The 15257-nt window shown below is 37.1% G+C and carries 18 protein-coding genes; 2 read left to right on the top strand and 16 right to left on the bottom strand.

The genetic code is table 11. From position 1 onward, the window contains the following. Positions 1 to 23 precede the first annotated feature (23 nt). The 4 genes from AC0C45_RS14340 to AC0C45_RS14325 all read right to left on the bottom strand — a co-directional run bounded on the left by AC0C45_RS14340 (position 24) and on the right by AC0C45_RS14325 (position 3869). Entirely contained in the window at positions 24 to 782 is a 759-nt protein-coding gene (locus AC0C45_RS14340; protein ID WP_237892553.1) for an iron ABC transporter ATP-binding protein, read from the bottom strand. After that, complete coding sequence (locus tag AC0C45_RS14335; protein ID WP_472928227.1) at positions 776 to 1723, bottom strand: iron chelate uptake ABC transporter family permease subunit; 948 nt, start codon at positions 1721 to 1723, stop codon at positions 776 to 778. Before AC0C45_RS14335 ends, AC0C45_RS14340 begins: the two co-directional genes overlap by 7 nt. Next, positions 1716 to 2666, bottom strand: a complete 951-nt coding sequence (locus tag AC0C45_RS14330; RefSeq protein WP_013057891.1) for an ABC transporter permease — start codon at positions 2664 to 2666, stop codon at positions 1716 to 1718. The genes AC0C45_RS14335 and AC0C45_RS14330 overlap by 8 nt, the downstream gene beginning before the upstream one ends. A 396-nt stretch (positions 2667 to 3062) precedes the next feature. Further along, complete coding sequence (locus tag AC0C45_RS14325; protein ID WP_016764833.1) at positions 3063 to 3869, bottom strand: cell wall hydrolase; 807 nt, start codon at positions 3867 to 3869, stop codon at positions 3063 to 3065. 362 nt (positions 3870 to 4231) lie between these two features. Between AC0C45_RS14325 and AC0C45_RS14320 the strand changes: the two genes are divergently transcribed. Further along, a complete protein-coding gene (locus AC0C45_RS14320; protein WP_013057893.1) occupies positions 4232 to 4486 on the top strand; it encodes a hypothetical protein in 255 nt (84 codons plus the stop codon). Positions 4487 to 4567: 81 nt separating this feature from the next. On the opposite strand, the gene AC0C45_RS14315 is transcribed toward AC0C45_RS14320, so the two are convergent. The 12 genes from AC0C45_RS14315 to AC0C45_RS14260 all read right to left on the bottom strand — a co-directional run bounded on the left by AC0C45_RS14315 (position 4568) and on the right by AC0C45_RS14260 (position 14164). Further along, positions 4568 to 4732, bottom strand: a complete 165-nt coding sequence (locus AC0C45_RS14315) for a hypothetical protein (RefSeq protein WP_013057894.1) — start codon at positions 4730 to 4732, stop codon at positions 4568 to 4570. Between the two features lie 317 nt (positions 4733 to 5049). Beyond that, entirely contained in the window at positions 5050 to 5394 is a 345-nt protein-coding gene (locus AC0C45_RS14310) for a hypothetical protein (protein WP_047932007.1), read from the bottom strand. A 42-nt stretch (positions 5395 to 5436) separates the two neighbouring features. Continuing rightward, on the bottom strand, positions 5437 to 6468 hold the full coding sequence (locus AC0C45_RS14305; RefSeq protein WP_472928226.1) for a zinc-binding dehydrogenase: 1032 nt from the start codon (positions 6466 to 6468) through the stop codon (positions 5437 to 5439). Positions 6469 to 6473: 5 nt separating this feature from the next. Then, positions 6474 to 7520, bottom strand: a complete 1047-nt coding sequence (locus AC0C45_RS14300; RefSeq protein WP_047932006.1) for a galactitol-1-phosphate 5-dehydrogenase — start codon at positions 7518 to 7520, stop codon at positions 6474 to 6476. A 26-nt stretch (positions 7521 to 7546) separates the two neighbouring features. Beyond that, entirely contained in the window at positions 7547 to 8818 is a 1272-nt protein-coding gene (locus tag AC0C45_RS14295) for a PTS galactitol transporter subunit IIC (protein ID WP_013057898.1), read from the bottom strand. 55 nt (positions 8819 to 8873) lie between these two features. Continuing rightward, positions 8874 to 9158, bottom strand: coding sequence for a PTS sugar transporter subunit IIB (locus tag AC0C45_RS14290; protein WP_013057899.1), 285 nt, complete (start codon positions 9156 to 9158; stop codon positions 8874 to 8876). Between the two features lie 42 nt (positions 9159 to 9200). Beyond that, entirely contained in the window at positions 9201 to 9497 is a 297-nt protein-coding gene (locus AC0C45_RS14285) for a PTS sugar transporter subunit IIB (RefSeq protein ID WP_171776970.1), read from the bottom strand. 1 nt (position 9498) lies between these two features. After that, positions 9499 to 9984 carry a PTS sugar transporter subunit IIA gene (locus AC0C45_RS14280; RefSeq protein ID WP_016764838.1) on the bottom strand — a complete coding sequence of 162 codons (486 nt, stop codon included), beginning with the start codon at positions 9982 to 9984 and terminating at the stop codon, positions 9499 to 9501. Between the two features lie 36 nt (positions 9985 to 10020). Further along, the gene (locus tag AC0C45_RS14275) at positions 10021 to 12063 is read right to left on the bottom strand and encodes a BglG family transcription antiterminator (protein ID WP_257061980.1); all 2043 of its coding nucleotides are present in this window, start codon (positions 12061 to 12063) and stop codon (positions 10021 to 10023) included. Positions 12064 to 12301: 238 nt separating this feature from the next. Beyond that, on the bottom strand, positions 12302 to 12865 hold the full coding sequence (locus AC0C45_RS14270; RefSeq protein WP_472928225.1) for an NAD(P)H-dependent oxidoreductase: 564 nt from the start codon (positions 12863 to 12865) through the stop codon (positions 12302 to 12304). Positions 12866 to 13157: 292 nt separating this feature from the next. Further along, the gene (gene lepB / locus AC0C45_RS14265; RefSeq protein WP_016764841.1) at positions 13158 to 13718 is read right to left on the bottom strand and encodes a signal peptidase I; all 561 of its coding nucleotides are present in this window, start codon (positions 13716 to 13718) and stop codon (positions 13158 to 13160) included. Positions 13719 to 13801: 83 nt separating this feature from the next. Beyond that, a complete protein-coding gene (locus tag AC0C45_RS14260; RefSeq protein WP_472928224.1) occupies positions 13802 to 14164 on the bottom strand; it encodes a nuclear transport factor 2 family protein in 363 nt (120 codons plus the stop codon). A gap of 397 nt (positions 14165 to 14561) precedes the next feature. On the opposite strand from AC0C45_RS14260, the gene AC0C45_RS14255 reads away from it, so the two are divergent. Continuing rightward, positions 14562 to 15218 (top strand): DUF975 family protein, encoded by a 657-nt coding sequence (locus tag AC0C45_RS14255; protein WP_472928223.1) that lies wholly within the window; start codon positions 14562 to 14564, stop codon positions 15216 to 15218. Positions 15219 to 15257: the final 39 nt, after the last annotated feature.

Genomic DNA, 15257 nt, shown 5'->3' with positions numbered 1-15257 from the left:
TTTCGTCACCTCATGAATAAATTTTATGAAAAATACACGCAAATACGCTGTCCGCCAACCGTTTCGATTGGAATATCCATATCGTATATATCCTTTAATACAGACGTTTGAATGATGGTTTCTGTTGGGCCTTCACGGATCACTTCACCGTTTTTAAGTGCCACAATATAATCCGAATAAACAGACGCAAAATTAATATCGTGAATGACAATTACAATCGTTTTGCCTAAGTCTTCTACGAGACGTTTCAACAGCTTCATAATTTCAACAGAATGCTTCATATCTAAGTTATTGAGCGGTTCATCTAAGAAAATATAATCCGTGTCCTGTGCGATGACCATGGCAATAAAAGCTCGCTGACACTGTCCCCCGCTCAGTTCATCCAAGTATTTATCTTGAATACTTTCAAGCTTCATATAACTTAGCGCCTGATCAACCGCTTGTTCATCGCTTTTGGTTAACCGGCCTTTTGAATAAGGAAACCGCCCAAAATTGACGAGTTCACGTACGCTAAGCCTGATATTCAGCTGATTAGACTGTTTTAAAATACTCATTTTTTTGGCTAAATCTGAGCTGTCAATATTCTCTATATTTTTTCCTTCTATAGATATTGACCCTGAGTCAGCTTTAATGAGACGGCTCATAATTGAAAGCAGCGTACTTTTTCCCGCTCCGTTTGGACCGATAAATGACGTGATTTTCCCTTTTGGAATCACGACGGATGTTTTTTCTAAAACGGTTTTTTCTCCGTATGTTTTACTGACATTTGTTACTTCTACCATGATTTATTCTCCTTTAGCAGCAAATAAATAAAGTAAATTCCGCCGGCAAAGTCAATGATGACGCTCAGCGTGGTGCTGAAGGTGAACACTTTTTCAACGATAAATTCTCCTCCGACGAGGGCTATAACACTAAGCAGCAGTGATCCCATCATTAAATAGGTGTGCTTGTACGTTTTGAACAGCTCTCTCGCAAGGTTCACAACAAGCAGTCCAAGAAAGGTGATCGGCCCAACTAATGCTGTAGCCACTGAGACAAAAATGGCGATCGCAATCAGCATTTTTTTGACGAGCCCGTCATAATCAATACCTAAATTTACCGCATGTTCTCTTCCGAGCGACAGTACATCAAAAATGGATGTAAAGCGCCACACGTAAATGCCAAGCAGGATAAATATGACGGCTGCTATGTATAGCAAATCGGTATTAACATTGTTAAAGCTTGCAAATGATTTATCTTGTACAACTTGAAATTCATTCGGGTCAATCAGCATTTCCATAAATGAAGACATGCTTTTAAATAACGTGCCGAACACAATTCCAACCAGTAAAATAAAGAAAATATTCTTACCGGCTTTTTTGAACATCAGTATGTAAAGCAAGACCGAAAAGATAATCATCAGCGAAACGCAAAGAAGAAAGTTAAGATTTTTGTTCATGATGACAATATTCGTCGAGCCAAAGATGTACACAATAAACGTTTGCAGAAATAAATACAGTGAATCCAGTCCTAGAATACTAGGAGTTAGAATTCGATTATTAGTAATTGTTTGAAAGATAACGGATGAAAACGCAATGGCTCCTCCGGTTAAAACAATCGCAGCGACTTTTTCAATTCTTCGCGGCAGCGTGTACTGCCAGTAGCCTAAATCGTAGCTGATAAACAGCGCTACTGATAAAATGGCCAGCGCGGCGAGAATGATGATTTTATGTTTGTTATGCATAACGACCTCTCCTTATCAGCATAAAAAGAAAGATCGCACTTCCTATTACACCGACCATTAGCCCAATAGAGATTTCATAAGGGAAAATAATGACTCTGCCTAAAATATCGCACGCCAGTACGAACACAGCTCCAAGCAGCGCTGTATGAGGCAGGCTTTTCCGCAAATGATCTCCACGGTAAATCGATACGATATTTGGAATGATTAATCCTAAAAAAGGCAGCATGCCAACGGTCAAAATCGTAATCGACGTAATAAGCGACACAATGACTAATCCAATGTTTACAATTTGTTTGTATTTCACGCCTAAATTGATTGAAAAGCTTTCTCCCATACCAGCAACCGTGAACTTATCTGCGTAAAGATAAGCAATTATTAAGAGAGGTATACTCAGGTATAAAAGTTCATATCTCCCTTTGACTACTAGCGAAAAGTCGCCTTGCAGCCATGAAGAAAGGTTTTGAATCAAATCGTATTTGTAGGCGATGAAGGTAGCTAAGGAACTTACGATACTGCCGAGCATTAAACCGACTAGCGGAATATAAATCGTATCGTTAAATTTAATTCTGTCTAGTATTCTCATAAACAATAGATTGCCCGCCAGTGAGAAAATGAAAGCAATGCTCATTTTTAATAGAGGACTTGCTGAAGCAAATACTAGTAGAGAAATCAACACACCAAGTCTTGCCCAGTCCATCGTTCCTGCCGTTGTTGGAGATACAAACTTATTTCGCGTAATTTGCTGCATAATTAATCCGCAAATACTAAGGCTCATTCCCGCCATAATAATGCTCAAAAGCCTAGGAAAACGACTAAAAAACAGCGTTTGGCTTTCTTCTTTTGTTAAATGAAACAGATCCATCGCTGACAGATCTTGTACTCCTACAAAAAGAGACAAAATCGATAGTACAGCAAACACAAGAATTAACTGATAAAACTTCAACTTTCCTTACTCCTTTCTTTCATCTATAAGTCTAGTTATCTCCTCCTTTATCATATGTAAATGATTATCATTATCAATTGACTTTCTTTATCATATCATTATTCTCTAAATAATCAATGGTTTTCTTAAAATTTAAGCAAAAAAACACCTTAACAGATGGATCTGTTAAGGTATTTTAAGGTTTAATTAAACTTAAAAATAGCTATTTCTCTCTTCATACATAAGAGATTGAAACAACTACATACATGAAATCTACATTCATCATAACAAAAAAATCCGAACCATTAATAACTATTAATGGTTTGGATTTAACTTTAAGCAAAATACTTCTGTGGCAACCTTTTTGTATCAACTTTATATATATGAAATATATGTTTATATTTGAAAGAAATCTACTTATTTTGCAAATACATGGTTTCCGATAACTGCCGTTACTTGCTGCGTTGCAACCCATTGGCTTTCAGCGATTTTGGGATTATAGAAAAACAGCGCATCGTTTTCATGCGGGTTTGATATTGCTTCGCTTACCGCTCGTTTTGATTCTTCTGATGCAGGCTGATTAATTGCGCCGTTTGCTACTGGTGAAAATTGATATACGCCGTTTCCTAGCTGCTGATAAATAACGTCGTGAATGTTATTTGGGAATTCCGGTGAAGCTACACGGTTTAATACCACAATTGCTACCGCTACTTTTCCTTGGTACGGCTCACCTTTTGCTTCTGCCTCTACTAATCTTGCTAGTAAATCTTGATCTTGTGCAGAAACCGATGTAGACGGAGCAGTTTGTGCCGGCGCCGGTGCTTCTCCTTGAAGTTTTAACGTTTGTCCGATGGTAATGATATCACTTTGTAAACCGTTAACAGCTTTTAACTGATCCACAGTCATGCCGTTTTGTGTTGCAATATGATATAACGTTTCGCCTTGTGCTACTGTATGTACAGATGTTGCCGGACTAGCGGCAGGTTGTGCTTGTCCCTGGTCAGGAATCGTTAATGTTTCTCCAACGTAAATCATGTCGTTTTGGCGGTTATTAGCACCTTTCAGCTCATCTACCGTAACCCCATTTTGTTGGCCAAGCCCCCACAAGGTATCTCCTTTTACGACTTTGTGCGAAGCTGCTGCTGATGCTGTTCCTTGACTTGCTAGAAATGCTACAGACGCTGCAGAAGCAACTGCCCATTTTTTTACACGTTTTTTACTCACAAAAACTACCTCCTAAAATTTGAACCTGTTATTACCTTAGCACATAGATTCACCTTTTCATTAAAAAAAACAGTAACATTTGTTCTAATTGGATTAAGTTTCTTACAGTGCCATTCATTATGTTACAACTTTTACATGACCCTTAAAGAATATGTAGAAATATGACGATTTCATTGCGAAACAAGCTTTTTATCTGTTTACTTACATTCCTCTTTCTGTAAAAAACTTGATTTAATTATGATTAATCGCAGAGATAAAAAGGAAAACAGCAGTCAAATAGAGAAATAGTGTAACTATTGAGGAATGATTCAGCGCTTCTTTGTCAATTTACGTTTGTTTATTAATAAAGGAGGTCTATTTGGATGTGTGCAAATAAAATGTATGTGACGTATAACACGGAGAAACCGGCTATTACAATTCAAGGAGCTTTTTATCATACGGGAGGAACGCAGGAAGAGTTTTTGAGGGAATTCAAGTACTGGCTTGAATCTCACGGCTGGTCATTTATGGGCGTAACAAATGAAACAACGATGACAACGGCGAATAAAGAGTTAAAAGAAACAATGGAACAGCATAAAATAGAAGGCAAAAAAGTTCAAAGACTAGAAGATTTATAACGATTGCTTCTATGACCCTTCACACATGTCCAAACGCCAATATGTAAAAAAGCCTTTAGATGAGCTAAAGGCTTTTTTACATTAACGAGAAAGTGCGACCACCTTCTGATTTTCTACTCTCTCTTCAACAGGCTTTCTCATTTCTTTTTCCGTCCATACGCCAATGCGTTTTTGTCTTTTTCCAAGAGGCTGTTTTTCACATGCATAGCAAATTTCTGAAATATCATCAAAATGAGCTAACGACATCTTTATCCCTCCTTTTCTAAATATACACAGGCAAGTTAGTATGCTTCTTCCCTTATTTTCTAAAGCTAAACTGCTTCTTCTTATATTTAAACAATTTATAAACAAACGGAATAAATAATTTCTACTTCATTATCATTTAGATTGTTTTATTTAGATATAGACGGGTAAACAAAAACTATCCCACCTCACACCCTGAAGTTTGAAACTGTCACGTAAAAAAGCTGCTTTCTATACATTACATGTATAGAAAGCAGCTTTTTTATATAGCTAGAAAAAATGCATTGATGCATCAGCTATAAAAACAGGCAACCGGCCCTTTATTTTCTAGCAGTTCGTTTTTTGTAGCAGTGAATAGTATGCATAGATTCGTTAAAATCTTTCATTAGACGATAAGGCTTGCTCACTAACCTTATTGGAATTCCAGTTAAAAATCTATTTATATCTTTTTTATATTCTTTTGACACTCGGTTAGGTTTCGTAGAGACGCGCTTGTAGACCTCTTTATAGAACTCTTTCAAAACATCAACTTTAAATACCATTGTACGCTTACATTCTTGACACTCTACACGTACAATTTTGCCGTTAATATAATAAACGTGGTGAGGAAGCTCTTCTTTGCAACTGTTACAATATAAACCTGCTTCCATTTGGGTATCTTTCACACTTCCTCCCTCCCTGATTTACATTATTTATATAGTTCGTTTCTACGATTGAATAAGCACTTTTATTTCATTACCTGATAGAACGGCTTCGAATCCTTGACGCCAATAATCAAGAGGTACAATTTTAGTGATCATTTTATCTGTATTAATTTTCTTTTCTTCAAGGAGTTTCAAAGCAATATGCCAAGAACTTGGTTTCTGAGAACGGGTTCCAATATATGTAATTTCTCTTTGGATGATAGATTCTTGATCTAAAAGGTTTAATTTTTCGGAGAAAATCCCTACTTGTACAAACGTTCCTTTTTTCTTAACCAGAGGCAACCCTTGGTTTAACGCCTGGACAGCACCTGAACACTCAAATAACTTGTCAACACCGTATCCCTTTGTATAAGTCAGCACAATTTCTTCTAAGCTTTCTTTTTGGATATCTACAGTTACGTCGATTCCTAAAGACTTAGCTAACTCTAAACGCTTCTGATCTTTTGTTATACCTGCTAATATAACAAACGCTCCTTGTGCTTTTACGACTTGTGCTTGCAGTAAACCAATGGGACCTGGACCAAAAATTAATACTTTATCTTCTTTTTTAACAACTGTTTTTTCTAAAGCTGCATGAACGCAGCAAGCTAGAGGCTCAGTTAAAGCAGCTGCTTTTAGGTCGACTGCATCTGGCAGCACATGGACACTTTGCTCACGTGAAATAACATATTCAGCAAAGCTGCCGTTTATTTGTGTACCTATTCCTTTTCGATGAGCGCACAGATTATAGTCTTTTTCTAAGCAATAATCACACTCTCCGCACGTCACAAATGTTGTTTCACTCGTTACTTTATCGCCAACTTTTATTTTTGTTACATCTTCCCCTACTTCAACGACTATACCGGAAAACTCATGCCCAAGCACAACCGGCGTCTGGGAATTTTTATATTGACCTGTAAACGTGTGAATATCCGTACCGCATATTCCGGTATACGCTACTTTAATCTTCACTTGGTTTTTCTGAACTTCTAATTCAGGGATCGTTTTTAACAGCATCTTATCGTAGCCTGGCTCTACCTTCATGACTGCCTTCATTCTTTTCACTCCTTATTTGGAATTATTAACACTTTTCCATAAGCTTCTTCTCGATTAATAATCATATTAAATGCCTTTTGCGTGTCTTCTAACTTGAATCGATGAGAAATTAATTCCTTTAATCTAATCTTTCCATTTAAAATAAAGTCAACGCTTGTTTTCCACTCTTTCCCGGGAAACGGTGCAGAATAAGAGTTCCAGGAACCTTGCAACGTAAGCTCTTTTCTAAAAATACTCTCAAATGCTGCTTCAGATAAACAAACATCTGAATAAGCAATACCTAAATATCCAACCTTCCCTTTTTTACGAGTAACGAGCAGGCACTGCTCTTGAGTGAGAGGGGAACCTGCACATTCGAGCGCAAGATCCACTCCTCTTCCTTTTGTATATTCATTAATTTTTTCAAGGACATTTTCGTAACGGGCATGAATCACTTTTTCACAACCCAGGGCCTTCGCTTCTGCAAGCTTTTCACTAGAAATGTCGATGGCGATGATTTCTTTTACACCCGCAATTTTCAACCATTGAATCGTCAGCATGCCAATGACTCCTGCTCCAAAGACCGCTGCGGTGTCTCCTATTTGCGGATGAATATTAAGTACTCCATGAAGCGCTACTGCTAAAGGTTCTATCATCGCTGCTTCTTCAAAGTCCATCTCTCCTACTTGTATAACATTAGAAGCTGGAATATTGACATACTGAGCAAATCCGCCAAATGCTTGAGCACCAATCATTCCATAGTTTTCGCATAACGAATACTGTCCTTTTTGGCAATATTCACATGCGCTGCACGGTTTAAATGGAATAGCAGCTACTCTGTCCCCAACGTTCAAATCTGTTACTTTTGCCCCTATTTCGACGATATATCCAGCAAATTCATGACCCATAATGGCAGGCAGCGGATACTTCCATCTGCTTGTCATTTTGTGTGTATCCGATCCGCATATTCCTGCTGCCATTACTTTTATTTTGACTTCATTCGCTCGGCAGGAATCAATGCTAATATCTTGATAAATAATTTCATTTTTTTCATGCAGCACGGCCGCTTTCATTGCCTTACCTCCTGTTTGTGTCTATTTTAAAAAATAGAAGCCCACAGCTGAGAGAACTTAAGAATAAGCCAGTTAAATAAGTTTCCTCCCATGTCTAAACTTGAAATTTGTGTTGCACCTTCCGGCATAGAAAACTGGGCTCCTGATAACATTTGCGTATGCACATCTGCGAAATTCGTCGCCATGTAAAGTGATAGCGCTACCATAACGGTGCCCGAAATAAGAGAGTGTATAATATTTCCTCTTAATGAGCCCACAACAAAAGCTACATAGAAAGGAATGGTAGCCAAATCCCCAAAAGGCAACACTTTATTCCCAGGCAGAATGACAGCTAAAAGTAATGTAATCGGGACAAGTAATAGTGCTGTAGCCATAACGGATGGATGTCCTACTGCAAGAGCGGCATCTAATCCAATATATATTTCACGATCACCATATCGTTTTTGAAGAAAAGAACGAGCTGCTTCAGAAATTGGAATAAGTCCTTCCATTAAGATTTTAACCATTCTAGGCATCAAAAGCATAACCGCTCCCATTGAAATACCTACTTGAAAAACTTTACCAAGATCATAGCCTGCTAATATACCAATTACACACCCTAAGATTAACCCCATCATCATTGGTTCACCGAAAATACCAAAACGTTTTTGAATAGATTCGGGATCTGCATTCAACCTTTTAATCCCTGGGATCCTTGATACACCCATACCTACCAAAATACCAATTGGTCCAAACGCAGCTGTAGAGCCTGTAGGAAGAGAAATTCCTTCTAACCCGTAAAATTTTTGAACCATTGGCGCCGTCTTATCTGCTACAAATAAAACAGCAATTTCATACAGAACGGTACACAATATTGCAAACCACCAGCTTCCTGTGACAACGTATCCTGTTGCACCAGCAGCGATAAAGTGCCAGTAGTTCCAAATATCAATATCAAGCGTCTTAGTCAGTTTTAATAAAAGCAAAATAATATTTACAAACAAGCAAACAGGAATTAGTATAGCTGCAACGGGAGATGCCCAAGATATTGCAGCGGCAGAAGGCCATCCTGTATCAATAACAGTTAGGTTTAGACCAAATCGTTCAACCATTGCTTGTGCTGCTGGTCCTAAGTTTTTTACAAGTAAATCAATAACTAAGTTGATCCCGACAAAACCGATTCCTATTGTAATTCCGGATTTAAACGCTTTTTTTGCACCTGTTTTAAATAACAGGCCTAAGATAAAAATGGCAATTGGTAAAATAACTGTAGGTCCTAGATTTAATACTGCTTGCACACCTGATAGAAGTTTATCCATATCCATCCCTCATTTTTCTTTTGTCATTTTCTAAAATGGAGGCAACGCGTGATACCTATGCCTGTAAATGCGTCAGAATTTTTTGGTCCAGTGCTTCCATGCCAATTCCCGTGATATAGGAGGTTGCGCTTAATGCCGGGATGCTGTACGTTGTGGGTAAAATCGTTGTTGATACAATTAAATCCGCTCCTTCTTGGCGAGAAGCTACTTCCGCAATTTTACACTGCACAACTTCCGCGTTAATGCCGTTGTCTTTTAATAGATTTTCCACTCGTTCACACACCACTGTTGATGTTGCAATTCCTGCTCCGCACGCTACTAATACCGTATATTTTTTCATTCTAATCATCTCCTGATTTATTATTTTTAATTTTCTGACTAATCAATTTGCAACTGGTTTATTTAAGGCATCTATTATTTTTTGGTCCAGTGCTTCCATGCCAATCCCTGTGAGATAGGAGGTTGCGCTTAATGCCGGGGTGCTGTACGTTGTGGGTAAAATCGTTGTCGATACAATTAAATCTGCTCCTTCTTGGCGAGAAGCTACTTCGGCAATTTTACACTGCACAACTTCCGCGTTAATGCCGTTGTCTTTTAATAGATTTTCCACTCGTTCACACACCACTGTTGATGTTGCAATTCCCGCTCCGCACGCTACTAATACCGTATACTTTTTCATTTTACTTCTCCCCTTTTGTACTAATTTTTTCAACTCCATTAAAAATAGCTTGAACATTCCTTTGATTTTCAGCCTGTAATAATTGCTCTATTTTTTGCTGATCTTGAATTGTTTGCATCAGCTCCTGAAGTACTGTTAACTGGGTGTGAGGCTGGTTTAAACCTAATAGAAGCACAATGCGCACATCCACTTTTTTTGTATTATCATCCATTAAATAAAATGATACAGGTTTTTGTAAGGTAACCACACTAATAAATTGTTCAAAAACGTGCTCTGGATCTGTATGAGGGATTGCTACACTGTAATCGCCTATTTGGAGGCCTGTCGGAAAAGATGCTTCTCTTTCTTTGATTTTTGCCAGAAAGTTTTCACTGACATACCCTTTGCCAAATGCCTCTTTGTACACCATTTCAAAGATATCGGCTTGGTCTTTACATACACTATTTAACTTCAGTAACTCTTCTTTTAAAAAAGGCTGTAATGTCACGATTGTATCCTCCTTGCTATACATTCTGTACCATGATTAGATAGAGTGCGTTTTAATTATTTCATAGATTTTGTATTTTTCATTTAGCTGTTTCATCTCATTTATTACCCCGTTCATTTCCGCTAACTTCATCAGCTGCAGCATAGCGTTTAAATGTTTCTTTTTATCAATAGCTGCGATAACAACAATAAAATGAACTTTTTGCTCTCCGCATAATAAGCCTTCTTTTAACTTAAGTAAGCTCATGCCTACTGCTTGAACACCGTCCTCAGGGCTTGCGTGAGGTATGGCAACATTAAGTCTTAGTACAATATGTGGAGACATAGACGGATATTGTTCCTGCATTTTATCAATATAAGCTTCAGTAATAACACCTTTATGTAAAAGCGGGGCAGCGGCTATTGAAATAGCTTCCTTCCAGCTTTCCACTTGATCGCGCAGCACAATTGTTTCGGGTGTAATTAAATCTGCTAAACTGTATTCTTGATTTTTACTTGTTTCGTTTAATATTTGGAGAGAAAAATAGTCTTGCAATGCTTTTTGAAGTTGAGACTTCTGCTCAACTTTTGCGTATTTTTCAATGACACTTATTAACTGTTCAATGTTTACCACGGATGTATTTAAACCGAATATGGTTTGAATGACTCGCTGCCGAAGCTGCAGCTTTTGAAAATCGGAAATAAATTGTTCCACAATAAATAAATGCTTAGAAGTCTGAACAGTAACAGGAGAAAATACCATATCAAATTCTGCTTTTGATTGCTCAAATTCTCGAATTGAAAGAGCTTCGTAGAAATAAAACTCTGGAAATAGATCACGCAGCGTGTGCTCCATCAAATGTGAAATGGATACCCCGTTAGGACAAACAACAACCGCTCGCTTTTTCAGCTGTATCGTTTCGCCACTGTTAATTAAATGTCCGCCAATAAAAACGGTAATAAACATCACTTCGCTTTCAGGAATAGAGCAGCCAATATAAGTTTCAAAAGGCTTTAATGAGTCCTTTACAATGTAGTGAATGGCTTCGAACTCTTCACTAACTTTTTCAATTATTGAATAGTTAGTAGTTAGCTGATATTTAATGCGGTAGTAAGCTGGTTTCATATGCAGCACTAATTTTTGAAGCAGCTTCTCTTTTTCTTTAAAAGTAATACATGCTTTTTTCTCAAATAACGCAAGGCTGTTTTTTAATGAAGATTTTAATTCAAGAGTTTCTTCCTCTCTTAAAAATTGGGAGGATAGAACGTTAGAAGTAAGCAATTGTAATGTAATAAATAAACGTTCTTCCTTTGGGATACAAGCAGCATCTTCAATTAAAATTTCGGCAGCTTCAAACTCTTTTGTATCCGATAGTTCTTCATAGTCGATATGATAAGAATCTTTAATTAAGTTTCCTTTTTTAATTCGTTTTAACAAAATGGCTATTGTATATGGAAGAAGTTTTATTTTTTGATCGATAAATTGAAGTGCTAAACGCTTTTCTACTTTTTCCATTTGCTCTTTTAATCTCTGAATTTCTTCTCTTGAAATTCCTGTATATGCCTGAATATACGTCTCGCCTTGATACATGTCATATACGGTCCGCAGTACTTCAATAAGCAGCTTCCTTTTATTCCACTCACTTCCTACTATGTCGTATCCATGCATTCGCGAATAAATAATTTCAAGATGATAACCATTTACAATTTTCTGTGTATATTTCATATCTCTTAATACTGTATTCTTACTCACTGATAGCGAGCTGGAGAAATGAAGTAAAGATAATTCTTCTTCGCTGCCTAATAGCATAAGCAAAACCAATTGAGCTCTTTCTTTTTCAGACGGAATATAACTTCCAGCAGAGTGTTCGACTTTTTCAGCAAACAGTTCCATTAGAAGAGGATCAATAATAAATTTCCCCCCGTTCGTTCGCTGAATTTTTGGGTAGTTATTACTCTTTAACCAGTCATTAATTTTTGTAAAGCTGTAGCTAATCTGCCTCCGTGAAAGATGATACTTTCTCTCTAATTCTGCATTGGAAATACCTGGATTACTAACCACTCGTTTTAAAATTAAATTGCTCCTTTCATCTAGATGCATCAATTGCTCCCCCCTTGCTTAAATTTATTCTATCACTGATCTCCACCAAAATGTTTACGCTTTCATTACCACTTCTGGTCGAATTATTGTGCAACTTGATGGTTAACTCTTCCTTACCATTGTAGCCATTTCGCTAGTGATTAGATAGAAAAAGAAAAACTGTTTTTGACTACGATTTTTACGTCACAGTGAATAAAAAAACCTGACTGTTTAGTCAGGTTTTTTGTAGTATCGGTTTTTATTGATACTCTCCTATTCCAAATACTTCTGCTACGTGATTTTTTAATTTATGCTTGTAGTGATCAATGTTTGGATGTTTAACTACATCATGAATAGAGTAAGTTGGAAGTGGACTCATACCGACGTACTGATTCATTTTATGCAAATGCATAATGGCTTCGTCTAAACTTTTTCCTTCATAGAAAGCTTCGTCATTGTCGAAAATAGCTTCCGGTGCATTCCATGTGAGAGAAAACATGTATTTTTTCCCTGTTAATAAGCCCCCTCGCCCGTATTGATTTGAACCTTTAAAGAAAATGTTATCCATATACACGCGATCAATATATTGCTTAAACTTTCCGGGAATGCTGAACCAGTAAATAGGCGTCTGCATAATCACAACATCAGCCCATAGCCACTTTTCAATTTCTTCTTCTACTTCGTAGCCTTTATCAACCACCGTTGTTTTAATGTCAAATTGATCAGTGAGTAAATGCTGTATTTCGTTAAAAATCGTCTGATTTAACTCTCCTTTTGACTTTTTATAATACTCGTGTCCATTAATGATTAATACGTTTTTCATGCTGACCTGCTCCTTTCCCAAATCTTTGTTTCTTTATCTTCATATATCTGTATACCCATAAAAACTACTTACCTATCAGTACTACCTCTTACTTTGAAGTAACATAGGTACCTAGAAGTCCCTTTTTAAACACCCTTATAATTTCCTAAACAAAGAAAAAAACAAAGTCTAATTTACTAATTCTTTAGAAGATGTTTAACTCTCACAAAGCAAATCGTTTTTTTAAAATCAGTTCTTTTCACCCAACAAAAAAAGACTGACGAATTAAATTTCGTCAGTCTTTCTGTCTTTTTTATTTCGGTTCGCCTACTTCATTTAACGGATAGTAGCGAAACTGCACTTTTCCGATAACTGATTTTTGTGGAATGAAGCCAAATGCTCGTCCATCATGACTTACAGGACGGTTGTCTCCCATGACAAACAGTGAATTTTTCGGTACCTTCACTTTGCCATCAGTTGCAGGCAGCGTTTGAAGCGTAAAATCTTCCGTGAATTTCTCATCAGGTGCAAGAGATTTTTTAGATTCTTTTAAATACGGCTCTTTATAAGCTTTGCCGTTAATATACAGAACGTCGTTTTTCATTTCTACCGTATCTCCTGGCAGGCCAATTACACGTTTAATATAATTTTCATCTGCATCCGGTGCATGAAATACAATCATATCAAAGCGATCAACATCACTGATTTTATTTAAAATGACGCGGTTTGAATCTTCAAACGTTGGATACATCGATTCACCGTGAACCGTAGTTGGCGCAAATAAAAAATGGCGAACTCCCACTACAATAACCAATGCAATAACAATGGACTTAATCCATGAAAATACTTCTTTTTTTACGTTATTTTTGCTCATTTTAAAACATCCCTTACGTCAAAATATACTTTCATCATAGCATCAAATAGAGGGAAAGTATAATAATAACCGAATAATCTTATTTATTGATCGCCGTTGCTCACCGTGCCTTGATGGAAAAACAAACGCCACTTTTCTTCTCTTTTTCGCCAAATAGAACTGCGAAGCGTCTTTTTTTCTGCCGTATGATTCATAAGATGATAAGTAGTTAATACGCAGTCAGGAGACAATACGTCTATATGAAAATGAGAGATTTCGAATACATCTGGCGAAAGTACATGATTGTTATTGTAATCTTTTCGTTTCCATACCCTGCCCGAGCTGCCAAACTCCACGTAATCATCTGCAAGAATATTTGAAAGCTCTTTAGTAGAGGTGCGTATCTCAGATTTTAAGTGACTGCATTCTAAATTATAAAATGTTTGAGTGAGATTCTCTTTTTCCACTTTCACAGTCTCCTCTCATTCTTTCTTACATTCATTATAAAGGAATACTGCCGTTTTCACTTAAGACTTGTTGCATCATTTTGATCATTTCAAACATAGAAACCCCTCCTATCTCAGAAAGTCTGTCTCTGTCCATGAGGGTTTTACTTCATACTAAAATAAAGCATCGCACACAGTGCTTTTGCACCTCCTCTTTCTTCAAAAGTAGTTCAAAAGCAGATTGTACCTATTTAGCGATTTCTATCTGTCTAGTAAAAATTTTTCGCAGGAGGTTTGCTTTTCATCTCAGAACCTATTGACTATTATTTTCATTTCATACAAAATTAACAATTGTGCATGCTTTACATGTTAATACAAGCAAAAAGATACTGTTTTGCAACATTAAAGGAGGAACAACATGAACATCGGTACGATTAAAAGAGAAGCTAAAGCTTCTTTAAAGAATCGCTGGGGACTTGCGATTTTACTGACGGTGGTGACGTACGGAGTATATACGCTTCTGCCTATTCCATTTGAAATTGTGGCAAGCGGCGGCTATGACAATTGGCTGAAAGATGAATCTGATTCGGCCTCATGGATTTCAACTGCCTTTGCTATTGTCTTTTCGCCTCTTCTCATGGCGAACTACTGGGCATTTTTAAGTTTGGCGCGAGGTGAATCTGTCCGGTTGGGACATTTGTTTAAAACATTCCAAGACTTCGGGCTTTATGTAAAGTCACTAGGAATTTATGTACTTATGACTCTTTATGTGATGTTGTGGTCACTGCTTTTACTGATTCCTGGAGTTATCAAAGCACTGGCATATTCACAAACGTACTATATTTGTAAAGACAATCCTGCTTACTCTATGAATCAGGCGATTACAGAAAGCCGCAGGTTGATGAATGGTTATAAAGGACAGTACTTCCTGCTGCTGCTAAGCTTTCTGGGCTGGTTTTTATTAAGTATCATTACACTAGGAATCGGCTTTTTATGGTCTATTCCATACCTTTCTGCTTCACTTGCCCGTTTTTATGAAAATTTGTTAAATGAACGCTCATCGCATGCTGAATAATAAAAAAATCCTCTTCATCGTGAAGGGGATTTTTTTATA

The sequence above is a fragment of the Priestia sp. VA7 genome (genome assembly GCF_055710015.1).
Note: the sequence above shows the minus strand (reverse complement) of the source record. Positions and strands in the feature narration are given on the sequence as shown.

Coding starts and splice junctions, on each gene's coding strand:
- AC0C45_RS14315 (WP_013057894.1), bottom strand. CDS start 4,732: ATGTCGTTAGCTCATTTTGATGATATTTCAGAAATTTGCTATGCATGT.
- AC0C45_RS14320 (WP_013057893.1), top strand. CDS start 4,232: ATGTGTGCAAATAAAATGTATGTGACGTATAACACGGAGAAACCGGCT.
- AC0C45_RS14285 (WP_171776970.1), bottom strand. CDS start 9,497: ATGAAAAAGTATACGGTATTAGTAGCGTGCGGAGCGGGAATTGCAACA.
- AC0C45_RS14275 (WP_257061980.1), bottom strand. CDS start 12,063: ATGCATCTAGATGAAAGGAGCAATTTAATTTTAAAACGAGTGGTTAGT.
- AC0C45_RS14300 (WP_047932006.1), bottom strand. CDS start 7,520: ATGAAAGCGGCCGTGCTGCATGAAAAAAATGAAATTATTTATCAAGAT.
- AC0C45_RS14340 (WP_237892553.1), bottom strand. CDS start 782: ATGGTAGAAGTAACAAATGTCAGTAAAACATACGGAGAAAAAACCGTT.
- AC0C45_RS14290 (WP_013057899.1), bottom strand. CDS start 9,158: ATGAAAAAATATACGGTATTAGTAGCGTGCGGAGCAGGAATTGCAACA.
- AC0C45_RS14305 (WP_472928226.1), bottom strand. CDS start 6,468: ATGAAGGCAGTCATGAAGGTAGAGCCAGGCTACGATAAGATGCTGTTA.
- AC0C45_RS14335 (WP_472928227.1), bottom strand. CDS start 1,723: ATGCATAACAAACATAAAATCATCATTCTCGCCGCGCTGGCCATTTTA.
- AC0C45_RS14270 (WP_472928225.1), bottom strand. CDS start 12,865: ATGAAAAACGTATTAATCATTAATGGACACGAGTATTATAAAAAGTCA.
- lepB (WP_016764841.1), bottom strand. CDS start 13,718: ATGAGCAAAAATAACGTAAAAAAAGAAGTATTTTCATGGATTAAGTCC.
- AC0C45_RS14255 (WP_472928223.1), top strand. CDS start 14,562: ATGAACATCGGTACGATTAAAAGAGAAGCTAAAGCTTCTTTAAAGAAT.
- AC0C45_RS14295 (WP_013057898.1), bottom strand. CDS start 8,818: ATGGATAAACTTCTATCAGGTGTGCAAGCAGTATTAAATCTAGGACCT.